A 21721-nucleotide genomic window follows, 5' to 3' on the forward strand; every position below is an offset into this window, starting at 1 on the left:
GTGGAGGTGAGGGGATTCGAACCCCTGACCTTCTCATTGCGAACGAGACGCGCTACCAACTGCGCCACACCCCCAAGCGAGGTGAAACGGTAGCACCCCGTCGTCGGACGTACCGAATCGGGAGGGGCTTCCCGGCTCCCGCCTCACGATCCCGTACGGCGCTCCTGGGCGTCGTCGTCGGCGGCGGCCGACGAGGCGCGCTGGGCGTCGGCCTCGCGGGCGAGCTGGGAGTCGGCGTCGTTGCGGCCGGAGCTCCAGACGCCGGTGGAGTCCAGGTCGATGGTGCGGACGGTGCGGCCGGCGGGCGCCTTCGCGACGTACGTCGGCAGCGGGACGGACACGGGCGCCCAGCCGTCGACGGCGGACTCCTCGAGCAGCTCGGCGCTGACGGCCGGGATCTCGCCGGTGTCGTCGTCGGCGAGGTCGGCGAGGTCGGCGCCGACCTCGGCCGCCGCCACCTCCGGCTCGACGACCGCCTCATCGGCCTCCGCCTCGAGCACCTCATCGGCCGACGTACGACGACGCCGCCGCGCCGCCGCGGCACGAGCGGCCCGCTCCCGGCGCACCATCAGCCGGCAGGCGACCAGCCACGCCACGAGCAGCGACGCGGGCGCAGCGATCCACCACGCCGACGTCACGGCGCCGGCGGCGAGAGAGCCGGCCACGGCATTGGCCAGCACCAGCACCGACAGCACCCGGCGCCGACGAGCAGCGGCGGAGGCACCACGCCGAGAGGACGCGCGCGGCGCAGGGGTGGGCGCCGCGGACACCTCCTCGGTCGGCTCCGCAGCAGGCTTCTCGGACGAGCGAGCCGGCGCACCGGGCGCGACCAGCTCGGCCTCGGTGGACGAGACCGCCTCGCGCCGGGCGAGCACGCGCAGCCGGTCGGAGAAGCCGTCGACCGAGCGGCTGACGGCGTCCTCCTCGTGGTGGCGCAGCGCCTTCGGCACGAGGTAGACCGCCCACGCCACGAACAAGGCGACGAAGATCAGCGAGCTCAGGTCCACAACCAGAGGTTAGGAGGGGTACCTCACGGTGAGGCGCATGTCCATCGGTGTGTCACAGATTGTTTGCTGTGACCTGTGTGATCTCACCCGGAAGGACCAGGCGCCTAGGACGGGGGGTCCTCCTCGAGGCGCGCCAGCACGCCGCGCGGCGCCTCCTCCTTGGTGATCGCGAAGATCCGGTGGTCGCGCCAGTCGCCGTCGATGTGCAGGAACCGCGGCGCATAGCCGATCTCGCGGATCCGCAGCTTCTCCACCACCCGCAGCGAGTTCGAGTTCTCCGGCCGGATGCAGATCTCGATCCGGTGCAGCCCCGCGACGAAGAAGCAGTGGTCGATCACCATCGCCACCGCCCGCGGGATCACGCCGCGCCCCGCGAACTCCTGGTCGATCCAGTACCCCACCGACGCGAACTGCGCCGACCCGCGCACGATGTTGTTGACGCTCACCTGCCCGGCGAAGACGCCGTCGACCTCCACCACGAAGGGGTACGTCGTCCCGCGCCGCGCCGCCTTCTGCAGCCGCTTCACCAGTGCCCGGAAGGAGGTCGGCCGGGCGTCCGCGCCGGGCGGGGCGGTCGCGTCCCAGCGGGCCAGCCACACCGCATTGCGGCGCCTCGCCGAGCGCCAGGCCTTCGCGTCGCTGCGCGCGATCGGGCGCAGCCGGACGACCGGATCGGTGCCCGAGATCAGCTCGTTCGGCCACGCACGACCGGGGACGCCGACGATCAATGGTCGCTCCCGACGATCTGCTCGACGGCGTGCCCGACGACCGACTCCAGCACGGCCAGCGCGTCCTTCACCCCGCCGCGCGAGCCGGGCAGGTTGACGATGAGGGTCCGGCCGGCGACGCCCGCCAGCCCCCGCGACAGTACGGCGGTCGGCACGCCCTTCGCCACGCCCGCCGCGCGGATCGCCTCGGCCAGGCCGGGGACCTCGCGGTCGAGCAGCGGCCGGGTCACCTCGGGCGTCAGGTCGGTCGGGGTGAGTCCGGTGCCGCCGGTGGTCAGTACGACGCGCGCGCCGGACGCGACGGCCGACGCGATCGCGGCACCCACCGGCTCGCCGTCCGGGCACACGACGGGCGGCGGCACCTCGAACCCCCACTCCGCCAGGGCGGCGACGATCAGCGGGCCGGTCGTGTCGTCGTAGACACCCGCCGCGGCGCGGTTCGAGGCCACGACGACCACGGCCGGGAGGCCGGTGCCGCTCATCGCTTCCAGTCCCCCGACTTGCCGCCCGACTTGGTCTCGACCCGCACGTCGGTGATTACCGCGCCCTTGTCGACAGCCTTCACCATGTCGACGACGGTGAGCGCCGCCACCGACACCGCGGTCAGCGCCTCCATCTCGACGCCGGTGCGGTCGGTGGTCTTCACGGTCGCGGCGATCTCGACGGCGTCGTCGGCGACCGACAGGTCGACCTTGACGCCGGAGATCGACAGCGGGTGGCACAGCGGGATCAGCGCCGGCGTCTGCTTGGCGCCCATGATCCCGGCGATCCGCGCGACGGCGAGCGCGTCGCCCTTCGGCACGCCCTCGCCGCGCAGCAGCGCGACCACCTCGGCCGACACGAGCACCCGCCCAGACGCGGTGGCGACCCGGTGCGTCACGTCCTTCTCGGAGACGTCGACCATCCGCGCGGCCCCTGTCTCGTCGACGTGGGTCAACCGGTCGGCTGCCATCAGATCTCCTTCGGGTTCACAGCACGAGCACTTCGATGTCGGTCCCGGTCTCCAGCGCCTGCCGCACCGGCGGCACCACGAGCAGCACCTCGGCCTGCGCGAGCAGTCGCTGGGAGTGCCCGGCGTGGCCGGGCAGGGGGACGACGTGGTCATTCTCGTCGTACACGCCGGGCAGCACCACGGTGCGGTCCCGCGCCTCGACGGGCGCACCCAGCCGAGCCCGCCGCATCACGGCGCCCGCCGGGTCGCCCTCCAGCACGGCCAGCACCTCGCGCACGAACAGCAGGAACGCGGCGTACGCCGCGATCGGCGTCCCCGGCAGCGTCACGACCGGCACCCGCCGTCCGTCGCTGGTCACCACGGACCCGCAGCCCTGCGGCCGACCCGGCTTCATCGCCACCGGCCCGAACCAGAACGCCGGGTCGTCGCGCAGCGCCGCCTTCACCACGTCGTGGTCGCCGGCCGAGATCCCGCCGGTCGTCACCACGACGTCGCAGCGCTCGGCCGCCGCGCGCAGCACCTCCAGGAACCGGGGGACGTCGTCCGGGGCCGGGCCGAAGGCCTCGACGTCGGCGCCGAGCTCGCGTCCGGCGGCGAGCAAGGTCGCGGTGTTGCTGTCGGGGACATGCCCCTCCACCAGTTCGGCGCCGGTCGAGATCACGCCGAGCCGCGGCCGCGGCCGCACCTCGACCATGGCAACGCCCACCGACACGAGCAGCCCGATCTGCGCGGCCCCGAGCAACGAGCCCGCCGCCAGCGCGACCTCCCCGGCGCGCACGTCCTCGCCCTCGAACCGGATGTGCCGCCCCGAGTCGGCGCTCTTCAGCACCTCGACCGGGTCGTGGCCCGACGTCCACTCGAAGGGCACCACCAGGTCGGCACCGGGCGGCACGGGCGCGCCGGTCATGATCCGGATCGCCGTCCCCGCCTCCAGTACGGCGACCGGGTCGCCCGCCGCGACGACCCCCGCGACCGGCAACGAGACGGGCAGCGAAGCCACGTCGGCCGCGCGGACCGCGAAGCCGTCCATCGCCGCGTGGTCGAAGGGCGGCACCGACAGGGTCGCCACGACCTCCGTCGCCAGGCGGCGCCCCAGCGCCGCGGCGAGCGGCACCGAGACAGGCGCCAGCGGCTCGACCCCGGCCACGACCCGCGCGCGATGCGCGGAGACCGAGCCGGCGTCAGTCATCCGAGCCTTGGCTGACGCGGCGGGAGACGGCCCCCGGCAGCTTGCTGCCCGCTTCGCCGTCGGAGTCGCGCGCAGCCCGATCAGCACCGAGGACCTCGCCGGGGGCGACGCGCTGGGCGCCCTTGGACGCGAGCTCGACCGCGCCGACGACCTGTACGCCGTGGCCGAACGTCCAGTCGCCGTCGACCTTGAGCGACGCGGCCTTCGCCAGCGACGGAGCGCCCTCGGGGAACCGCTTGTCGAACTCGCCGACCAACTTGTAGTGGTCGGCGTCGAGCTCGACGTAGGGCAGGTCGGCCGCGACCTGCGTCAGCGCGAAGTCGGCTCCGATCTCGTAGACGTCGGAGCGCAGCACCAGCAGGTCGTTGGTGGTCTTGACCGGGATGAACCGGTCGCGGCCGACCTCGATCAGCCGAGCGTTCTCGAAGACCTCGATCGCGGCGCCCATCGCGGTCTCGATCTGCACCACCTCTGGCGACGTGGGGTCGGCCGGGTCGAGGTGCTTGACGTTGCGGATCAGCGGCAGGCCGAGGATGCCCTCGCGCTCGTCGAGCTTGCGCTTCATCGCCTGCAGGTCGAACCACAGGTTGTTCGTCGAGGTGAACCGGTGGCGGTCGAGGTCGGCGAGCGCGGCCAGGTCGTCGGGCAGCGTCTGCGCGGTCTCGCGCAGCACGATCCGGCCGTCGGCCTTGCGCCGCGCGAAGTGGCCGCCCTTCTTGTCCGACGCCGTACGGCGGACCGCCTCGATCGCGAACGGAGCGCCGGTCGACGCGAACCAGCCCGCCACCCGCGGGTCGGGGACCGCGCCGAGGTTGTCGGAGTTGGAGACGAAGACGTAGCGGTAGCCCTGCTCGATCAGCCGGTCGAGCAGACCGGTGCCGCGCAGCGCGGTGTAGATGTCGCCGTGACCGGGCGGACACCACTCGAGGTCGGGGTCCTTGGGCCAGCTGGCCGGGGTCAGGTCGCTGGTGAGGAGCTTGGGCTCCTTGTTCTGCAGGAACTCCAGCGGCAGCCCGTCGACCGCGAGCTCGTCGTAGCGGCCCAGCGCGTGCAGCGTGTCGGCGGAGGTGCGGAAGGAGTTCATGAAGATCAGCGGCAGCCGCGCGTCGTACTTCGCGCGCAGGTGCAGCGCCTGCCGGGCGATGATGTCGAGGAAGGACAGCCCGCGGCGCACGCACAGCAGCGACTTCGCGCGCTCCATGCCCATCGAGGTGCCGAGCCCGCCGTTGAGCTTGATCGCGACCGTCTTGCTGATCGCCTCGGCCGCCACGTCGTCGGCCACCTCGACGTCGGCGAGGCTCTCGATGTCGACCGGCTTGATCGTCGACTCGGGCACCATGCCGGTCTCACCGTGCTCGAGCAGCCGGTAGTAGTGCGCGAACGTCTCGACCGCGACGGGGTCGACACCCGCGTCGAGCATCTTCGCCCGCGCCTTCTCCAGGCCACCACTGCGACCACTCATACCCATACCTCCGATCGTAGGCTGGCACCGTGACAGGTACACATCCGTGCCAAGGAGCGGCCAAGACCGCGGTCCGCGACCAGCTCCTCACGGCCCGCCGCCGGCGCCCCCTCCCCGAGGTCGGCACGGCGGCCCGAGCGATCGCCGATCACGTCCTGGCCACCGACGAGGTACGGCGCGCCGCGACTGTCGCGGCCTACGTCTCCGTCGGCACCGAGCCCGGCACCACCGACCTGCTCGACCGGCTGGTCGACGCGGGCAAGCGGGTGATCCTGCCCGTGCTGCTGCCCGACAACGACCTCGACTGGGCCGTCTACCACGGGCCGACCTCGCTCGCGCCCGCCCGCCGCGGGCTGCTCGAGCCACTGAGCACGCCGCTCGGCGTGGCTGCGGTGGCGACTGCCGACGTCGTCCTGGTGCCGGGGCTGGCCGCCTCCCGCGCCGGGCTGCGGCTGGGCCGCGGCGGCGGCTCCTACGACCGGGCGCTGGCGCGGGTGCCGGTCGGGACGTTCACCTGTGTCCTGCTCTACGACGACGAGCTGCTCGCCGACGTGCCGGCCGAGCCGCACGACCGCCCGGTCACCGCGGCGGCGACGCCCGGGGGCGTCGTCCGGCTCACGGCTTGAGGGTCAAGACGTCCTCGCCCGCCTTGCGCACCGCCTTCTCCGAGAACACCCACGGCAGGTAGTCGCCGCGCGCCCAGAGGTCGGTCTGGTCGGTGTAGTGGGGGTTGAAGGCGTGGCCGGAGACACCGGTCAGGTTGATCCAGCGCGACGCGTCGAGATCGTCCATCGGCACGACCATCCGCATCGACGGCGCGGTCACCACGTCGTAGCCGTCGCGCGCGTCCCAGGCGGTCGCGTTGACGAGCGAGCCGCCGCCGCCGACGTCCCAGCCGCCGCGGTTGAACAGCCACTCCACGATCCCGATGCCGGACTCCCCCAGCGTCGACGAGCGCAGCTCGAGCTGGTGGATGCCGCCCCAGCTCCACTCGTCGGTGTCGGGTGACTCGAGGGCGGTGAGGTCGTCGCGCGCCGCGATCATCGCCTCGCGCAGGATGTCGGTCCGGCGCTCGACCTTGTCGTCGGTGTTGATGTCGTCCCACCACCCGGCGCGGGCGCGCGGCAGCAGCTTGGCCATGACCGTGAACCAGCGGTCGCTGCCGTCGGGCTGCAGCCCCTTCGGCAGCTCGTCGGCGAAGGTCCGGTGCAGCACCTCGCGCCAGACCGCGTTGAAGTAGGCGGCGGCCGCGCTGTCGGCGTCCTGCTGGTAGTTCCAGGACCGCAGCAGCTTCTGGCCGTCGGAGTAGTAGCCGCGCGGCAGCTTCACCTCGAGCAGGTACGGCGTCAGCAGCTCGCCGATCGCACTGCGGTCGTCGAGCTGGATCGCCCTCATCGCGTCGGCGCTGAGCGCGTCGTCGGCGGCGAGCAGCTTGCCGATCCGGTCGGAGCGGTAGCCCTGGTCCCAGTCGGAGGTGAGGTACGGCGCGTAGCGGCTCGGGTCGATCACCGCCTGGTTGGCGGTGGCGATGATCCCTGACGCGGGGTCGAGGACGTTGGGCAGCTCGTCGTAGGGGATGAACCTGCCGGTCCAGTCGGTGTCGCGGCGCCAGCCCGCGGCCGGCAGCCGGCCGTCGTTGCCCGCGCGCCGGATCGGGACCAGGCCGGTGGCCTGGTAGCCGATGTGGCCGTCGGTGTCGGCGTAGACGACGTTCTGGCCGGGCGCCGCGAAGTCGGAGAGCGCCGAGCGGAAGGACGCCCAGTCGGTCGCCCGGTCGAGAGCGAGCAGCGCGTCGGCGGTCGGGTGCGGGGTGAGCGCGGTCCAGGCCAGCGACACGGCATGCTCGGTGGCCCCGTCGTCGAGCCCCGCCGAGCCGAGCTGGTGGACCTGGTCGACGACCCCGTCGTCGGTGAGGTCGACGCCGTCCTGATCGGCGTAGCGGGCGATGTCGGAGAGCAGCGGCCCGTGAGTGGTGGAGCGGACGACGATGTCGACGTCCTTGCCGTCACGGACCTTGATCGTCTCCGGGCGCAGGGTCAGCGGCAGCCGCTGGCCGTCGAACTCCCAGTCGTCGCCGGTCACCCGCTCGACGTAGAGGTCGGTGACGTCGGGGCCGAGGTTGGTCAGGCCCCAGGCGATGTCGCGGTTGTGGCCGATGACGACGCCGGGGACGCCGGAGAAGCTGAAGCCCGCGACGTCGTAGGGGCACTGGGCGGAGAGCTCGCGGCAGTGGAGCCCGACCTGGGTCCACACCCCCGGCAGGGAGACGCCGAGGTGGGGGTCGTTGGCGAGGATCGGCGCCCCCGAGTCGGTGTGCTTGCCGTCGACGACCCAGGCGTTGCTGCCGATGCCGTCGCCGCGGCCGAGCAGCGGCGGCATCGCGTCGACGACCGCACGCACCTCGTCGAGCACGCGGACGGCGTCCGGCTGGTCGAGCGGCGGGCGGGCCAGGCCCGCGGGGGCGCCGGAGGCGTTCTGGTCGAACCGTCCGGCCCGGACGCCGCCCTGCTGGACGATCGGCGGGTGCTGGCCGAAGGGGTAGGCCGGGTAGAGGTCGCCCGCCCGCTGCGGGCCGACGACGGCGGCGCTCAGCGCGCGGCCGATCTCCTCGTCGAGGTTGCCGCGCAGGTCCCACGCCATCGCCTTGAGCCAGGCGATGGAGTCGACGGCGGTCCACTTCTCGGGCTTGTAGTCGAGGCCGGTGAGGCCGAGCAGCGCGTACTCCAGCGACATGTCGCCCGGCGAGCGGCCCTCGAGGTAGGCGTTGACGCCTTCGGCGTAGGCGTCGAGCGCGCTGCGGGTCGCCGGGCTGAGCAGCGGCAGCTCCTCCTCGGCGATCTGGCGCCAGCCGAGGGTGCGGACGACGAGGTCGCTCTCGAGGCCGGCCTTGCCGAACATCTCCGAGAGCCGGCCGGCGGTCGCGTGGCGCCGTACGTCCATCTCGAAGAAGCGGTCCTGCGCGGCCACGAAGCCCTGGGCCAGCATCAGGTCGTGGGTGGTGTCGGCGTAGATCTGCGGGATGCCCGAGCTGTCGCGGATCACCTGGACCGAGCCCTCGAGCGCGCTCAGCCGCAGCGTGCCGGACGTCTGCGGCCAGGACTGCCGGACGACGATCACCGACGCGGTCAGGCCCGCGATCAGCGCCAGGACGAGCAGGACGCCGATGCCCACCGCCCAGCGCAGCGTCCGCGGCCACGGCCGGGGCCCCCTCTTCGTGCCGGCCTCCGGGCCGGTCGCTGCTGCCTCCACCATGGTGGTCGCCATTGTGCCGGTTGCTGGGGTCGTGACGTAGCATTGGCACTCGATAGTCGAGAGTGCCAGCCGAGGCACCCCGAGCGCCGCGGGAGAACGACGATGCCCACCTACCAGTACCAGTGCACCGAGTGCGGACACGCCTTCGAGCAGTTCCAGAGCTTCAGCGACGATGCGCTGACCACCTGCCCCGAGTGCACCGGCAAGCTGCGCAAGCTGTTCAACTCGGTCGGCGTGGTCTTCAAGGGCTCGGGCTTCTACAAGACCGACAGCCGCTCGAGCAGCACGGCGTCCTCGCCGGCGGCCTCGTCCTCGTCGAGCTCGTCCGACTCCTCGTCCTCGTCGAGCGCGTCGAGCGCGTCGTCCTCGTCGTCCAGCAGCTCGTCGAGCAGCTCGTCGAGCACCGGCGCGGCCGCCTCCCCCGCCTGATCCTCCCGCCTGATCCCCGCCCCTGTGGATGACGCCGGCAGCCGGCGTGGATCCGGCCTAGCGTCGCGGGCATGGATTCTCGGGACCGCACCCTCGCGCGTCGCCTCGCCGACGCCCGCCAGCAGCTACGACGTCGGCTGCTGCGCCGCCGCCGGCTGATCGCCGCCCTCCTCCTCGCCGGGGCGGCCGCCCTCGCGATGCGCACCCTCGCGCCGCCCGCGCCACCCACGGCGGCGCTGCTCGTCGCCGCGCACGACCTGCCCGCCGGGCAGGCCCTGGGTCCGGGCGACCTGACCGTCGCCCGCGTCCCGCCCGGGCTGGTGCCGGCCGGCGCCGCGGCGAGGCCTCCCCTCGGGGGGATCCTGGCCGCGCCACTGCGCGCGGGCGAGCCGGTGACCGATGTCCGCCTGGTCGGCCGCGGCCTCGGGACGACCCAGCCGGCCGGCACGGTCGTCGCACCGGTGCGGCTCTCGGACGCCGGCCAGGTGGCCCTGCTCTCCCCCGGCGACCGGATCGACCTGATCGGCGCCGACCCGCAGCACGGCACCAGCGAGCCGCTCGCGAGCGGCGCGGTGGTGCTCGCCGTACCGCCGGCGGGAATGGGAGCGAGCGACGGCGCGCTTGCTGGCCGCCTGGTCGTGCTCGGCCTACGCTCAGGCGACCTGTATCACGTCAGCGGCGCGTCGGTGGCGAAATACGTGACTTATACGTGGAGTCGCAGTTAGTTCTACTGGCCAGCGAGGCCGAGCCTCCAGATCGAATGCCTCACCACCACTCGTCTCGGGAAAGAGGAGAGAGAAATGTCCGGCTTCAAGAAGTTCCTGCTGCAGGGGAACCTGGTCGACCTCGCGGTCGCCTTCATCATCGGCGGTGCCTTCGGCACGGTCGTGAAGACCTTCACCGACATGCTCGTCGCGTACGTCGGCAAGGCGGGCGGCGCCAAGGAGATCGGCAAGATGCTGATCGGCGGCGTCGACGTCGCGCCCTTCGTCAACGCGGTGATCGCCTTCGTGATCCTCGCCGCGGTCGTCTACTTCCTCGTCGTGCTGCCCTACACCAAGGCGAAGGAGCGCTTCTTCCCCGCCGACGCGTCGGGCCCGACCGAGGTCGAGCTCCTCACCCAGATCCGCGACTCGCTCGCCGCGAGCCACTGAGCCCCGGCTGGGAGACCAGCCGACCGGTGCCGCCTCACCCTCCGTGGTGGGGCGGCACCTGTGATTTCAGCCAGCGCTCGGACGCCGACTCGCTCTTCTTCTCCGACGTCGTGTCGGCGTCGCGCTCGTCGGAGGTGGTCTCCGGCAGCACGTCGCCGAAGATCTCCGCCAGCCGGCGCCTGCGCTTCCAGTCCGGCTCGGGGCCGGTGCTCACGTGCAGAGCCCGGCGCTCTCGCGGCCCGCGGAGGAGAGACCGCCGCCGGTGGACGGGGTCTGGCCGGGCGTGCCGGTGGTGGCGCCGCCGGACGGGTTGCCGGTGGCGGAGCCGGACGGCGTGTGGGAGGGCGTGTTCGACGGGTTGCCGCTCGCCGAGCCGGTGGCGCCACTCGAGCCCGCGGCCGGCGTACCGTCGGGCTTGTCGCCCGCGCTGAGCGCGTCCTTGAGGAACTGCGGCGTCAGCGGCTTGTCGTTGCGGACCAGCTGCCACAGGCGGAGCACCTCGGGCGTCCACTCGATGCCGCCGCTGACCTTGTCGGAGTAGGCCCACGGGGTGGTCACAAACTTGATGTTGTCGGCGCCGATGCCGCGCGCGGTGACCGCGAGGTTGGCCATCTGGGCGATCGACTTGAAGTCGGTCTGCAGCGACGACGTCGCGGCGTTCATGAACCCGATCAGGTGGTCGGGGCGGGCCAGCATGCCGGCGGAGAGCGCCTTGCTGATCATCGAGCCGATGAACGCCTGCTGGCGGCGGGTGCGGTTGGTGTCGGTGCCGTCGCCGATCCGGTAGCGGGCGCGGACGTAGGTCAGCGCCTCGTTGCCCTTGATCTCACGAGTGCCGGCCTTGAGGTGGATGTTGTGCTGGTTGTCGTCGATCGGCTCGGGAATGCAGACCTCCACGCCGCCGAGCGCGTTGACCATGTCGCGGAACTGGTTGAAGTCGACGACGACGTAGTGGTCGATGCGGACCTTCGAGAGCTGCTCGAACTGCTGGATCGTGCAGGACGGACCGCCGTAGGCGTAGGCGGCGTTCCACTTCTCGTAGCCCGTCGCGGCCGGGATGACCTTGCCGTTCTTGCCCTTGCACTGCGGCCGCATCACCGCGGTGTCACGCGGGATCGAGATGCCGTAGGCGAACTTCCGGTCGGCCGAGAGGTGGAACAGGATCGTCGTGTCGGACAGACCGCCCCCGGCCTCCCCGTCGATGCCGTTGCCCTTGCCGGCGCGGGTGTCGGAGCCCATCACCAGGATGTTCATCGGCTCGCTCGGCCCGGCCACCTTCTCCTTGGTGGGCCGGTTGGACAGCAGCTGGGTGACGTCCTCGCGCTTGAGGTTGCCGTTCCAGTTGTTGTAGATCAGCACGACGCCGACACCGGTCGCCAGCGCCAGGGAGAGCAGGCTCGCCGCGATCACCTTGAAGACGGTCTTGCCGGGCTGCGGCGCCTTGCGCCGACCGCCCCCGGAACGCCGTCCCTTGGGCCGGCGCGCGTCGCGGTTGGCTCGCGAGGTCGCCACACGACGGGCACCACCGGGCGCACGAGGGGTGCCGTCGGCACTCCTGGTCTCTACGTCCTGCGTCATGAATCACCTGGTCGTGTGGCCGCGCGCGGCGGATCTGGTCTCTGCTCCTCGACTGCGCTGCCGAGTCAGTCAGCGGCCGATCGACGCCGGCTGGCGCCACGCCCACCGTACGGACCCCGACAAGCAGGGACACGGTGGCGTTCCCCACATTGTCTCTCGGCGGTGGCCGCTGACCCAATCCGCTGCACGCCGGGCCCGACGTACCTGACAAGATGGGGCCAACGCCCCAGTAGCTCAGTGGATAGAGCAGCCGCCTCCTAAGCGAAAGGTCGCAAGTTCGACTCTTGCCTGGGGCACCGAAGCGAAGACGCGGGTCAGCGAGCCGGACGGCTGCTGACCGGCGCGGTCTACGCACCGCGAGGCTCAGGCCACCCCGAAGAGGCGAGCCGCGCCCGTCGTTCCGGCGGTCACCAGGAAGCCCAGCGCCAGCGGGAGCACGGTGGCGACGGCGGTCCACTTCAGGCTGCGCGTCTCCCTGCCGATGGTCAGGACCGTCGTGCTGCACGGATGGTGGAGCAGCGTGAAGAGCATCAGGTTGACGCCGGTCAGCACCGTCCACCCACCGACGCCGACGAGCACGGCTCCGGCCTGCGCGGTCGAGAGGTCCATCATCACGCCGGCCTGCGCATGCGCCCCCGCTCCGAGGCTGACGGTGAGCATCAAGATGGTGGGGATGATGATCTCGTTGGCGGGGATCGCGACGACGTACGCCAGCAGGATGATGCCGTTGAGCCCCATGACGACCCCGACCGGATCCAGCGCCGCCGCCAGGTGCGCGGCGAGGCTGCTGCCACCGATCCGCACGTTGCTGATCGACCAGATGACGGCTCCGGCCGGCGCCGCCATCACCAGCGCCCTGGTCAGGACCTTCAGGGTGCGGTCGACGACGCTCGTGTAGATCGTGCGCCACACCTGGGGCCGGCGGTACGGCGGCAGCTCCAGCGTGTAGACCGACGTCTCGCCGCGCAGCACCGTGCGCGAGAGCACCGACGCGACCACGAAGGAGACGACGATCCCGAGGCAGGCGACGAGGACCACGCTGGCGGCGGCCACGGCGCCCGCCAACGGGGCCGGCACGAGGGTGCCGAGGAAGATGGTGCCCATCAGGATCAGGGTCGGCCAGCGCCCGTTGCAGATGCTGAAGTTGTTGGTGATGATCGCGATCAGGCGCTCGCGTGGACTGTCGATGATGCGGGTCGCGGTGACCCCGGCGGCATTGCAGCCGAAGCCCATCATCATCGTCAGCGCCTGCTTGCCGTGCGCTCCGGCCCCTGCGAAGAGGCGGTCCAGGTTGAACGCCACCCGAGGCAGGTAGCCGAGGTCCTCCAGGAGCGTGAAGAGCGGGAAGAAGATCGCCATCGGCGGCAACATGACCGCCACCACCCACGCCACCCCGAGGTAGACGCCGTCGACGAGGACGCCGGTCAGCCACGCGGGGCTCCCGGCGCCCTCGAAGACCGACCTGATCGCCGGATGGCCGTGCTCCACCAGCACCTCGAACAGCAGGTCCGAGGGCAGCGCGGCGCCGGCGATGGTGAACCAGAAGACGAGATAGAAGAGCACGCCCATCGCGACGAAGCCCCCGACCCGGTGCGTGAGCAGGCGATCCAACCGCTGGTCCCAGACCAGCCGCGCGGGCAGGCCGTCGGTGTCGACGCTCGCGCGGGCGATCGCCTCGGCCTCGTCGTAGATCGCCACCACCAGGTCGTCCGCGAAGCCGGGCGGCAGGTCGGCGCGCAGTCGGTCCACGTCGGCGAGGAGCGCGTGTGCCTCCATCAGCTCGCCTTCCGGCAACGCATGGCCGCATCCAGGTCTCCGAGGCGGCCGTCGACGAGGGCGTCGGTGATGCTCGCGTCGCCTTCGAGCAGTCGCAGGGCCACCCACCGGACGTTGCTCAGGCCCGCGAACTCCATCGCGAGGCGTCCCGCGAGCAGGTCCACGGCCGCTGCCACCGATGCCGGGAGCCTGAGCGGACGCGACCGGCCGACCGTCGTACCCGCCGCCGTCGACGCGATCGCCTCGAGCAGCTCGGAGACACCCTCTCCCCTGCGCGCGGACATGGGGACCACCGGCACCTCGAGCTCACGCTCGAGATGACGTACGTCGAGCCGGACGCCGTGCCGCGCGGCCTCGTCCATCATGTTCAGCGCCACCACGACGCGGTCGGTGATCTGCAGGACCTGGAGCACCAGGTTCAGGTTGCGCTCGAGCCGCGTGGCGTCCACGACGACGACCGTGACGTCGGGGTCGCCGAAGAGGAGGAAGTCGCGTGCGGCGTCCTCGTCGCTCGACGTGGACAGCAGCGAGTAGGTGCCGGGCAGGTCGACGACGCGGTGGACCGCTCCTCCGGACCGGTAGGCCCCCTCGGCGCGGGTGACGGTCGTGCCGGGCCAGTTGCCGACGTGCTGGCGCAGGCCGGTCAGCATGTTGAAGACCGTGCTCTTGCCGGTGTTGGGGTTGCCGGTCAGCGCGACGACGACCTCGCCCTGCTCGACCTGGAGTCCCAGTCGCTGCAGGTTCGCGAGATTGGCGACCGCGCAGGAGCCGCATGCGTCAGCACTCACCGTTCGGCCCTCCGGACTCGGGCGTCCTGAGCCCGACCACGACCTTCTCGGCCTGCGACCGACGCAAGGCGACCAGGCCGCCCCGCACGACGTACGCCGTCGGGTCGCCGAGCGGGCTGACCCGCTCCGCGCGGACCGCACAGCCGGGCAGGATGCCGAGGTCCATCAGCCGTCGGCGCTCCGCACCGACGGCGTCGAGGCCGATCACGACGGCGTCCATCGGCGGGCGGAGCTCGTCGAGCCTCATCGCCGCACCTCACCGGGATGCGTGCCGGAGACGACGGCGCCGCGAATGGCGTCGACCAGTTCGTCGTCCAGCACGGCCGACGAGCCGTCGGCGCGGACGGTTCGGCCACGACGCTCCGGCGAGCCCTCGACGCGCAAGGTCGAGCCGGGCCCGACACCGAGGTCCTCGAGCCGGCGCAGGACCCCGCTGTCGCGGTCACTGACCCTGCCCACGACGAACGAGCAGCCCACGGGTACGGCGCTCAGCGGCTCGTCGCCGGACTCGTCGTGCGGTCCGTCCTTCGCCGGGATCGGGTCCCCGTGCGGATCTCGCCGTGGGTGTCCCAGCAGCTCGTCGATCAGGTCGGTCACCCGCTCACTGAGTCCGTGCTCGAGGACCTCGGCCTCACGGTGGATCTCGTCCCACCCGAGACCCAGCTGCCGGTGCAGGAAGGTCTCGACCAGCCGGTGCCGGCGGACGATGCTGCGCGCATGGGCCATCCCGTGGCTGCTCAGGTGGACCTGACCCCACGCGACCTGGTCCACCAGGCCCGCCCGTCGCAGCCGGGTCACCATCGTCGACGCGGACGACGGGGTCACCCCGAGATGACCGGCGATGCCCGAGGTGCTGGCCGGGAGCCCCTCGGAGGTCAGCGCGAAGATCGCCTTGAGGTAGTCCTCGACCGGCTCGGTCAGGTCGATCGCGCAGCACGGATCGCCTTCCCAGAGTGCGCTTGCTGTGCTCATGGGCCGAAATTAGAGCCGTCGAACTCGCGTCTCTGTCTCAATGTGAGAACCGGCGCCTCGGCTCAGGAGGCGACGATCCGGATCACGGCCCCGACCACCACCGTGGCCACCGCGAGGGCGAGGACGGCGGGGACGAGGCGGGTGCCTCGTTCGATCCAGGACCTGACCGGCGCGGGCGCCGCGTCCAGGGCGACCAGCCGAAGACAGATGATCCTGGCGAGGCACAGTCCGGTCACGAGGGCACCCTCCACCAGCAGGAAGGTGCCGAGATCGGTCGCGGTCATGATGCTTCTCCTTCTCATGCCCACAGGCCGCCCACCGCGACCTCACGGCACGGCGGGCGACCTGCGGAGCGGCAGTGCGCTCAGTAGATGTTCGAGGGCCGGACCATGCCTTCGGCGAGATCACCGAAGCCGGGCGCGATGATCGCGCCGGGGTTGCCCATGACCTCCTCGACCACGGCCGTCTCGGTCGTCAGCAGCAGCGCCGCGATGGACGCCGCGCTCTCCAGGGCCGCGCGGGTCACCTTGAACGGATCCATCACGCCCTCGTCGAACATGTCGCCGTACTTGCCGGTCAGCGCGTTGAAGCCGTGCCCGAGCGGAAGGGTCGTCACGACGTCGACGACCTCGTCGCCCTCGTAGCCGGCGTTGATGGCGATCCAGCGCAGCGGCTCCGCGAGGGCGCGCCCCACCACGTCGCGCCCGATCGCGTCGTCGCCGGTGAGCTCGACCCGGTTCAGCGCCCGGCGCGCCTGAGCCAGGGCGGTGCCGCCGCCGGAGACGAGACCCTCCTCCAGCGCCGCCCGGGTGGCGGCGAGAGCGTCCTCGACGCGGAGCATCCGCTCCCGCAGCTCGACGCTCGTCGCACCGCCGACCCAGATCACGGCGACGCGTCCGGTCAGGCGGGCGATGCGCAGCTGCAGGCTGTCCTGGTCCGCATCGATCCGGGCGCGCTCGAGCTGCGTCTCGAGCTGCTTGATCCGCGCCTCCACCAGGCTCGCGTCGCCGTGCGCGCCGACGATCGTCGTGCTGCCCTCGGTGACGGTGATCCGGTCGCACGAGCCCAGGTGCTCGAGCGTGACCTCGGACAGCTCGACGCCCGTGTCCTTGGCGATCACGTGGCCACCCAGGGCGATGGCGAGGTCCTGCAGCTCCGCGACGCGGCGGTGCCCGAACCCGGGTGCCCGGACGACCACCGAGGCCATCGTGTGGTGCATGTTGCCGCCGACCAGCAGCTGCAGCGCAGGACCGTCCACGTCCTCGGCCAGCACGACCAGCGGGCGATCGGCCCGCTTGGCCACCTCGATCGCCGGCATGATGTCCTGCACCTGGTCGATCTTCTTGTTGGTGAGCAGGATGAGCGGGTTCTCGTGGACCGCCTCCATCCGCTCGTGGTCGGTGACCATGTAGCCGGAGATGTAGCCGTGGTCGAACTCGATGCCGTCGACGACGTCGACCGACATGCCCAGTCCGTCGGACTCCTCGGTGGTCACGATGCCGGACTTCCCGACCCGGTTGACCGCCTCGGCGATCACCTTGCCGATGGTCTCGTCGTCGCTGGCGGCCAGCGTCGCGACGTGCTCGAGCTCGCGTGCGCCGGCGACCTCGACGGCCTGCTTGCGCAGCGCCTCGACCACCACCGGGATCGTGCGCTCGATGCCCCGGCGCAGCCGCATCGGGTTGGCGCCCGCCTCGACCGCGCGCATGCCCTCGCGGACCATCGCCTGGGCCAGGACGGTGGCGGTCGTCGTACCGTCACCGACGGCGCCGTTGGTCTTCATCGCGACTTCCTTGACCAGCTGGGCGCCCATGTTGGCGAAGGGCTCGCGGAGCTGGATCTCGCGCGCGATCGTCACGCCGTCGTTGGTGATGGTCGGCGGTCCGGTGAGCTTCTCCAGGACCGCATTGCGTCCCTTGGGGCCGAGCGTGACCTTGACCGCGTCGGCCAGTGAGTTCACGCCGTGCTCGAGGAGTCGACGCGCCTCTTCGTTGAATCGCAGTTCCTTTGCCATGTCTGACAACCCTTCACGTGTCTTCTGATCGGTCTGTTGATGGGATGCGAGGTGCGGTCAGGGGACGAGGATCGCCCGACCCCGGACCAAGCCGTTGTCGAGGTCGTCGAGCGCACGCTGGAAGTCCTCGAGGTCGTACTTCGTGGTGTGGAGGGTGACGCTGCCGTCCGCCGCGAGGGCCATCAGCTCCTGGAGGTCGTTGTAGGAGCCGACCAGGTTGCCGATGAAGTTGATCTCCGTGGAGATGACGTCGATCGTCGGGACGTCGATGTTCTCGCCGTACCCCACGACGTAGTAGTTGCCGGCCCGGCGCAGCATCGCCACTCCCTGGGCCGTCGTGCCGTTCTCGCCGACGAAGTCGACGACCGCCTCGGCGCCGTGGCCCCCGGTGAGCTCGAGGACCTTCGCGACCTGGTCGCCGTCGGCGAGCACGGTGACGTCCGCGCCGATCTCCTGGGCGAGGTCGAGCGCCGCCTGGTTGCGGTCGACGACCACGAGCGTGGCGGCCGAGATCGCCTTCATCACCTGGATGCCGATGTGGCCGAGACCCCCGGCGCCGATCATCACGCACACGTCGCCGGGCCGCGTCGCACGCGCCACCTTCGCGACCGCGTGGTACGCCGTCAGGCCGGCGTCCGCCAGCGCGGCGACGTCGGCGGGCTCGAGGCTGTCGTCGATCTTGACGACGCTGCGGGCGCTGGTGAGCAGGTAGTCGGCGTAGCCGCCGTCGGTGTCGATGCCCGGGAACCTGCTGTTCTCGCAGTGGACGTCGTCACCGAACCGGCAGGCTCGGCAGAGTCCGCACGTGATCAGCGGGTGCACGATGACCTTGTCACCCACCGCGACGTTGGTGACCGCGGCTCCGATCGCGTGCACCCACCCCGCGTTCTCGTGCCCGATCGTGTACGGCAGGCCGACGCCCGTCTTCGCCTCCCACTGGCCCTCCAACACGTGGAGGTCGGTGCGGCACACGCCGGCGCCGCCGATCCTGATGATGACGTCGAGCGGGCCGGAGATCCCCGGCTCGGGGATCTCGGTCAGCTGCAGCTTGGTGTGGTAGCCGACGACCTGCACTGCCTTCATGACGCACTCCTGGTGTTGGTGATGTGGGTGGAGAGGGACTCGCCGTCCGCATAGCGGGTCGCCAGCAGCCCGCGGCAGAAATGGCCGTTGCCCTCGATGGAGATCCGCACCGACTTCGCGAAGCGCAGCCGCATCGAAACCTCGTCGGGAGGCACGGGTGTGCCGTGCTCGTCGACGAACACCGGCTCGTCCAGCCCGATGCTCAGGCCGAGGGCGGCGCGTCGGCGCAGCAGCGCCTCCTTGTCGCGGCCGGCGGGCAGGTTCCGGAGGCGGAGTCGATAGACGTCGGACAAGGCGAGTCCGGTCCGCTTCAGCTGCTGCTCGACGCAGCGTTCCATCGCGGCGGCGTGTGCCTTCCGCTGGAAGGTCAGCCGGAGCTCGTCGAGGCTGTCCTCCGCCTCCACCCCGAAGGTCCCCCGGTAGCCCGCGTCGGCCGCCAGGCCGGCGTTGATCTTGTCCGAGTCGTGGTGGTCGTCGAGCAGGACCCGGACCTGGCCGACGTCCTCGACCGCGCGGAGCGCGTCGACGGCGTCGGAGGCCATCAGATACGCGAAGTTCGGCGAGCAGAAGGACGTCGGGAGCCTGAGGTGCACCGTCACGCCGACGTCGTCGATGGCGATCGAGCGGACGAACCCCAGGTCGGTGATCGGCTCGTCCAGCTCGGGGTCCACCACGGTGTCCAGCGCCGCCACGATCGCGGCCTCCAGCAAGGTCGTGACCGGCGAGGTGAGGACGGTCATGAGCGCACGGCTTCCCTCGCCCCGGCGGCCACCTCGACGCCGGCGTCCGCCGCGGAGGTCGGGATGCGCAGCGCCTCGGGGACCTCGAGGTCGTAGAGCGCCGCGGCGTTGAGCCCCAGGATCTTCTTCTTCTGCTCGACGGTGATCGGCGCGTACTCCGTCATGTCCTCCGGGATCTGGAAGTCCACGAACTTCTCGACCAGCCAGCCGGGCGTCCACAGCGCGTAGTCGCTGGCGAACAGGATCTTGTCCTCGCCGATCCAGTAGAGGAGCTCGCCGATGATCTGCGCGAAGTAGCGCGGCCGCGTGTGGATGAACGGCATCGCGACCGCGAGGCCGCCGTACACGTTCGACTCCTGGGTCGCGATCCAGCAGAAGTCCTCCAGCCGCGGCAGGCCGACGTGCTCGACGATGAAGTTGAGGTCCAGGTAGTCGGTGGCCACCTTGTCGATGTCGGCGACGTCGAAGGCGTCGCGGTCGAGCGGCCGGATCGTCGGGCCCTTGTGGACGTGGATGTTGGTGATGCCGAGCTCGAGGCACTCCTCCAGGTAGCGGCGCGACCACGGGTCGTCGAGCTTGTAGCCGCGGGAGTCGCCGTGCCACTCGGCGGTGTAGAGCTTGACGCCCTTCAGCTGCATCCGGTCGGCATCGCGGCGCAGCTGCTCGAGACCGGCCTCGCCGTGACGCGGGTCGTACGCGTGGTTGTAGGTGAGCCGGTCCGCGTTGGCCCGAGTCAGCGCGAACGCCTCCTCGGTCTGCCCGAAGCCGTTCTTGTAGAAGTCGGTGAGCAGCGTGGCCTGGAAGATGGCGTGGTCGGCGTAGCCGTCCTCGAAGACGTCCTTCATCAGCCGGTCGGCGCCGTAGTAGGTGTAGGTGTCGTAGTCCCACACCCGCTCCTCCGGGCTGAGGTTCTTGTGGTAGTCGTAGAAGCAGTCGATGAACTGCTTGCCGTGCACGTTCTTGAGATTGGACTCGCGCCCGTCCCACAGGTGGATGTGGGCATCGCAGACGTAGTAGTCCTCGCCGTCCTTGCTGTACATGTCCTGCCTCGCTTCGACTTCTGGTTCTTCGTGGTCTGTTCGGGGGTCCCGCCCGGGGCCACAGACCCGGGCCCCGGACGGGACGCTCGGGGTGGCTCAGCTCGCGGTGAGGTCGAACCCGATGTACTCGGCGGCGTCCTCCGGGCTGGCGAACAACATCGTCTTGTCGTCCAGGTGGACCATCCGGCCGTAGTGGGTGGAGCTGATCTCCTCGAAGACCGATCCGTCGAACTCGACGCCGAGGGCGTCGGTGAGCTCGTCGTAGTCGAACTCGAGGAGCCGGACTCCGTCGACCCGGATCATCGACGGGTACTCGGTGAGCTCGACGCCCTCCTTGGTGCCCATCACCTCCGCGACGACGCGGCCGATCGGGGTGTTCATCAGGGTGACGCCACACATGTTGGAGAACTCCGTGGCGGATCCGAATTGCATGGTCACTTGTCCAGCTCCTTGGGGATGTCGAGCCCGAGGTCCTCGAGCAGGGATGAGAACTTCGCGATGGCGTTGTCGAGGCTGGTCGCGAAGGTGACCGGCTTCTCGGCCGGCTGCGACCAGATCGGCTGGAGCGCCCGCGCGGCCTCGAGACACCGCGGCACCCAGGTGCTCAGCCAGCTCGCGAAGAGCTCCTTGTTGGCCGCGCCGTGCTCCTCGTCCTGCACGAGGAGCTGGAAGAGCGCCCGGGTGTAGCCGAGGTCGCGGTCGTAGTCGTGCTCGCCGGTGCCCACGAGGGTGGGCGTGATGTAGTCGCCGTTGCGGGCCGCGACCTGCATGACCAGCTCGGTGCGGAAGAGCGAGCCGACCAGCTGCTCGAAGACGACATTGGTGGCGAACAGCAGCTCGCACCAGTCGCTGACGGCCGTGAGCCGCTCGACGACCTCCCGGGTGGGCTGCCACTCGGGCGCCTCCTGCCACACCTCGCGGTGCGCCTCCCCCGCGAAGACCACGTCGGCGTCCGACAGGTCGAGGTTGAACAGAGCGAGATCCTGCGCGAACCGCATCTTGTGGGCCGCGTTGACGGCCACCGCGGTGTTGATCATGTTGGTCGGTCCCGAGCGCTGGACGGCGGTGAACACGTGCAGCGCGAGGCCGTTCTCCGCGTGCATCCAGGCACCGAGGTTGCGCTCGATGAACTTCAGCCACGAGGAGTTCCACGCGTCGTACACGCCCGCCCGCTTGGCGTTCTTCAGGCAGAGCTCGACCTGGTGCACGACCGCCGAGTTGTTGCGGTAGATCGACTGCTCCCACTCCTCGTTCGGGTCGAGGAAGGCGTGCCAGTTCGACGACTTCGCCTGGGTCCACTCCTGCGGATAGCCGCCCGGGCCGTTGCCGAACCCGTAGATCCACCCCTGCGTCAGGTGACGGTCGGGGTCGGGCTGGACGTCGACAGTGACGTCCTCGTACATCGTCGCCCGCAGCTTCGCCGGCTTGTAGTAGTTGTAGGTACGGCTCTTCGAGCTGGGGAACGTCAGCGCTCCGGCCTCCGAGTCGGTGAACTCGATCTTCGGAAAGCTGCGTTCCTTCTGGTCGGTGATGTCCGCCATGTCTGTCAACTCCGTT

At 71.0% G+C, this 21721-nt stretch carries 23 protein-coding genes, 2 tRNA genes and 1 pseudogene; 5 read left to right on the forward strand and 21 right to left on the reverse strand.

What is annotated here, in order from left to right:
• Position 1 precedes the first annotated feature (1 nt).
• From AB4880_RS17250 to AB4880_RS17280, 7 genes and pseudogenes are all read right to left on the reverse strand, one after another.
• A tRNA-Ala gene (locus AB4880_RS17250) sits at positions 2–74 on the reverse strand.
• A gap of 69 nt (positions 75–143) precedes the next feature.
• Complete coding sequence (sepX, locus tag AB4880_RS17255; RefSeq protein WP_367920460.1) at positions 144–1007, reverse strand: divisome protein SepX/GlpR; 864 nt, start codon at positions 1005–1007, stop codon at positions 144–146.
• A 104-nt stretch (positions 1008–1111) separates the two neighbouring features.
• Positions 1112–1735, reverse strand: coding sequence for a GNAT family N-acetyltransferase (locus tag AB4880_RS17260; protein ID WP_367920461.1), 624 nt, complete (start codon positions 1733–1735; stop codon positions 1112–1114).
• On the reverse strand, positions 1732–2217 hold the full coding sequence (locus AB4880_RS17265) for a MogA/MoaB family molybdenum cofactor biosynthesis protein (RefSeq protein WP_367920462.1): 486 nt from the start codon (positions 2215–2217) through the stop codon (positions 1732–1734). The genes AB4880_RS17260 and AB4880_RS17265 overlap by 4 nt, the downstream gene beginning before the upstream one ends.
• Positions 2214–2687, reverse strand: coding sequence for a cyclic pyranopterin monophosphate synthase MoaC (moaC, locus tag AB4880_RS17270; protein ID WP_367920463.1), 474 nt, complete (start codon positions 2685–2687; stop codon positions 2214–2216). Before moaC ends, AB4880_RS17265 begins: the two co-directional genes overlap by 4 nt.
• 16 nt (positions 2688–2703) lie before the next feature.
• On the reverse strand, positions 2704–3876 hold the full coding sequence (locus AB4880_RS17275; RefSeq protein ID WP_367920464.1) for a molybdopterin molybdotransferase MoeA: 1173 nt from the start codon (positions 3874–3876) through the stop codon (positions 2704–2706).
• 76 nt (positions 3877–3952) lie between these two features.
• Positions 3953–5338, reverse strand: a pseudogene (locus tag AB4880_RS17280) (UTP--glucose-1-phosphate uridylyltransferase); the annotation flags it as partial.
• Positions 5339–5367: 29 nt separating this feature from the next.
• Here AB4880_RS17280 and AB4880_RS17285 point away from each other — a divergent pair.
• Complete coding sequence (locus tag AB4880_RS17285) at positions 5368–5964, forward strand: 5-formyltetrahydrofolate cyclo-ligase (protein WP_367920465.1); 597 nt, start codon at positions 5368–5370, stop codon at positions 5962–5964.
• On the opposite strand, the gene AB4880_RS17290 is transcribed toward AB4880_RS17285, so the two are convergent.
• Positions 5954–8590: a penicillin acylase family protein gene (locus AB4880_RS17290; protein ID WP_367920466.1), complete on the reverse strand. Its 2637-nt coding sequence runs from the start codon at positions 8588–8590 to the stop codon at positions 5954–5956. The genes AB4880_RS17285 and AB4880_RS17290 overlap by 11 nt on opposite strands.
• Positions 8591–8692: 102 nt before the next feature.
• Here AB4880_RS17290 and AB4880_RS17295 point away from each other — a divergent pair, with 102 nt between their 5' ends.
• The 3 genes from AB4880_RS17295 (at position 8693) to AB4880_RS17305 (ending at position 10173) form a co-directional block, all read left to right on the forward strand.
• Positions 8693–9019, forward strand: coding sequence for an FmdB family zinc ribbon protein (locus AB4880_RS17295; RefSeq protein ID WP_367920467.1), 327 nt, complete (start codon positions 8693–8695; stop codon positions 9017–9019).
• A gap of 71 nt (positions 9020–9090) precedes the next feature.
• The gene (locus AB4880_RS17300) at positions 9091–9744 is read left to right on the forward strand and encodes an SAF domain-containing protein (protein ID WP_367920468.1); all 654 of its coding nucleotides are present in this window, start codon (positions 9091–9093) and stop codon (positions 9742–9744) included.
• Between the two features lie 75 nt (positions 9745–9819).
• Positions 9820–10173 carry an MscL family protein gene (locus AB4880_RS17305; RefSeq protein ID WP_367920469.1) on the forward strand — a complete coding sequence of 118 codons (354 nt, stop codon included), beginning with the start codon at positions 9820–9822 and terminating at the stop codon, positions 10171–10173.
• Positions 10174–10207: 34 nt separating this feature from the next.
• Here AB4880_RS17305 and AB4880_RS17310 read toward each other — a convergent pair whose 3' ends face one another.
• Entirely contained in the window at positions 10208–10387 is a 180-nt protein-coding gene (locus AB4880_RS17310) for a hypothetical protein (RefSeq protein WP_367920470.1), read from the reverse strand.
• Positions 10384–11751 (reverse strand): LCP family protein, encoded by a 1368-nt coding sequence (locus AB4880_RS17315; RefSeq protein WP_367920471.1) that lies wholly within the window; start codon positions 11749–11751, stop codon positions 10384–10386. The genes AB4880_RS17310 and AB4880_RS17315 overlap by 4 nt, the downstream gene beginning before the upstream one ends.
• A gap of 223 nt (positions 11752–11974) precedes the next feature.
• On the opposite strand from AB4880_RS17315, the gene AB4880_RS17320 reads away from it, so the two are divergent.
• Positions 11975–12047: transfer RNA gene (locus tag AB4880_RS17320), tRNA-Arg, on the forward strand.
• 67 nt (positions 12048–12114) lie between these two features.
• On the opposite strand, the gene AB4880_RS17325 is transcribed toward AB4880_RS17320, so the two are convergent.
• The 11 genes from AB4880_RS17325 to AB4880_RS17375 form a co-directional block, all read right to left on the reverse strand.
• Positions 12115–13527 (reverse strand): nucleoside recognition domain-containing protein, encoded by a 1413-nt coding sequence (locus tag AB4880_RS17325; protein WP_367920472.1) that lies wholly within the window; start codon positions 13525–13527, stop codon positions 12115–12117.
• Entirely contained in the window at positions 13527–14315 is a 789-nt protein-coding gene (locus AB4880_RS17330) for a FeoB small GTPase domain-containing protein (protein ID WP_367920473.1), read from the reverse strand. The genes AB4880_RS17325 and AB4880_RS17330 overlap by 1 nt, the downstream gene beginning before the upstream one ends.
• Positions 14305–14562 carry a FeoA family protein gene (locus AB4880_RS17335; protein WP_367920474.1) on the reverse strand — a complete coding sequence of 86 codons (258 nt, stop codon included), beginning with the start codon at positions 14560–14562 and terminating at the stop codon, positions 14305–14307. Before AB4880_RS17335 ends, AB4880_RS17330 begins: the two co-directional genes overlap by 11 nt.
• Positions 14559–15287 (reverse strand): metal-dependent transcriptional regulator, encoded by a 729-nt coding sequence (locus tag AB4880_RS17340; protein WP_367920475.1) that lies wholly within the window; start codon positions 15285–15287, stop codon positions 14559–14561. The genes AB4880_RS17335 and AB4880_RS17340 overlap by 4 nt, the downstream gene beginning before the upstream one ends.
• A 62-nt stretch (positions 15288–15349) precedes the next feature.
• Entirely contained in the window at positions 15350–15571 is a 222-nt protein-coding gene (locus AB4880_RS17345; protein ID WP_367920476.1) for a hypothetical protein, read from the reverse strand.
• 80 nt (positions 15572–15651) lie between these two features.
• Positions 15652–17301: a chaperonin GroEL gene (gene groL, locus AB4880_RS17350; protein WP_367920477.1), complete on the reverse strand. Its 1650-nt coding sequence runs from the start codon at positions 17299–17301 to the stop codon at positions 15652–15654.
• Positions 17302–17358: 57 nt separating this feature from the next.
• The gene (locus tag AB4880_RS17355; RefSeq protein WP_367920478.1) at positions 17359–18384 is read right to left on the reverse strand and encodes an NAD(P)-dependent alcohol dehydrogenase; all 1026 of its coding nucleotides are present in this window, start codon (positions 18382–18384) and stop codon (positions 17359–17361) included.
• Entirely contained in the window at positions 18381–19124 is a 744-nt protein-coding gene (locus tag AB4880_RS17360) for an iron-sulfur cluster assembly protein (RefSeq protein WP_367920479.1), read from the reverse strand. Before AB4880_RS17360 ends, AB4880_RS17355 begins: the two co-directional genes overlap by 4 nt.
• Complete coding sequence (locus tag AB4880_RS17365) at positions 19121–20164, reverse strand: amidohydrolase family protein (protein ID WP_367920480.1); 1044 nt, start codon at positions 20162–20164, stop codon at positions 19121–19123. The genes AB4880_RS17360 and AB4880_RS17365 overlap by 4 nt, the downstream gene beginning before the upstream one ends.
• 96 nt (positions 20165–20260) lie before the next feature.
• A complete protein-coding gene (gene mimD / locus AB4880_RS17370) occupies positions 20261–20596 on the reverse strand; it encodes a propane 2-monooxygenase effector subunit MimD (RefSeq protein ID WP_367920499.1) in 336 nt (111 codons plus the stop codon).
• Between the two features lie 2 nt (positions 20597–20598).
• Positions 20599–21705, reverse strand: coding sequence for an aromatic/alkene monooxygenase hydroxylase subunit beta (locus tag AB4880_RS17375; RefSeq protein ID WP_367920481.1), 1107 nt, complete (start codon positions 21703–21705; stop codon positions 20599–20601).
• Positions 21706–21721: the final 16 nt, after the last annotated feature.

Source organism: Nocardioides ginsengisoli, from assembly GCF_039537225.1.
Lineage (GTDB): Bacteria > Actinomycetota > Actinomycetes > Propionibacteriales > Nocardioidaceae > Nocardioides > Nocardioides ginsengisoli.

What these genes read in the sequence shown, in the direction of transcription:
- AB4880_RS17340 (WP_367920475.1), bottom strand. Translation starts at nt 15,287, where the DNA reads ATGAGCACAGCAAGCGCACTCTGGGAAGGCGATCCGTGCTGCGCGATC.
- moaC (WP_367920463.1), bottom strand. Translation starts at nt 2,687, where the DNA reads ATGGCAGCCGACCGGTTGACCCACGTCGACGAGACAGGGGCCGCGCGG.
- AB4880_RS17305 (WP_367920469.1), top strand. Translation starts at nt 9,820, where the DNA reads ATGTCCGGCTTCAAGAAGTTCCTGCTGCAGGGGAACCTGGTCGACCTC.
- AB4880_RS17335 (WP_367920474.1), bottom strand. Translation starts at nt 14,562, where the DNA reads ATGAGGCTCGACGAGCTCCGCCCGCCGATGGACGCCGTCGTGATCGGC.
- AB4880_RS17365 (WP_367920480.1), bottom strand. Translation starts at nt 20,164, where the DNA reads ATGTACAGCAAGGACGGCGAGGACTACTACGTCTGCGATGCCCACATC.
- groL (WP_367920477.1), bottom strand. Translation starts at nt 17,301, where the DNA reads ATGGCAAAGGAACTGCGATTCAACGAAGAGGCGCGTCGACTCCTCGAG.
- AB4880_RS17325 (WP_367920472.1), bottom strand. Translation starts at nt 13,527, where the DNA reads ATGGAGGCACACGCGCTCCTCGCCGACGTGGACCGACTGCGCGCCGAC.
- AB4880_RS17355 (WP_367920478.1), bottom strand. Translation starts at nt 18,384, where the DNA reads ATGAAGGCAGTGCAGGTCGTCGGCTACCACACCAAGCTGCAGCTGACC.
- AB4880_RS17275 (WP_367920464.1), bottom strand. Translation starts at nt 3,876, where the DNA reads ATGACTGACGCCGGCTCGGTCTCCGCGCATCGCGCGCGGGTCGTGGCC.
- AB4880_RS17265 (WP_367920462.1), bottom strand. Translation starts at nt 2,217, where the DNA reads ATGAGCGGCACCGGCCTCCCGGCCGTGGTCGTCGTGGCCTCGAACCGC.
- AB4880_RS17345 (WP_367920476.1), bottom strand. Translation starts at nt 15,571, where the DNA reads ATGACCGCGACCGATCTCGGCACCTTCCTGCTGGTGGAGGGTGCCCTC.
- AB4880_RS17290 (WP_367920466.1), bottom strand. Translation starts at nt 8,590, where the DNA reads ATGGTGGAGGCAGCAGCGACCGGCCCGGAGGCCGGCACGAAGAGGGGG.
- AB4880_RS17360 (WP_367920479.1), bottom strand. Translation starts at nt 19,124, where the DNA reads ATGACCGTCCTCACCTCGCCGGTCACGACCTTGCTGGAGGCCGCGATC.
- AB4880_RS17375 (WP_367920481.1), bottom strand. Translation starts at nt 21,705, where the DNA reads ATGGCGGACATCACCGACCAGAAGGAACGCAGCTTTCCGAAGATCGAG.
- AB4880_RS17295 (WP_367920467.1), top strand. Translation starts at nt 8,693, where the DNA reads ATGCCCACCTACCAGTACCAGTGCACCGAGTGCGGACACGCCTTCGAG.
- AB4880_RS17300 (WP_367920468.1), top strand. Translation starts at nt 9,091, where the DNA reads ATGGATTCTCGGGACCGCACCCTCGCGCGTCGCCTCGCCGACGCCCGC.
- mimD (WP_367920499.1), bottom strand. Translation starts at nt 20,596, where the DNA reads ATGCAATTCGGATCCGCCACGGAGTTCTCCAACATGTGTGGCGTCACC.
- AB4880_RS17315 (WP_367920471.1), bottom strand. Translation starts at nt 11,751, where the DNA reads ATGACGCAGGACGTAGAGACCAGGAGTGCCGACGGCACCCCTCGTGCG.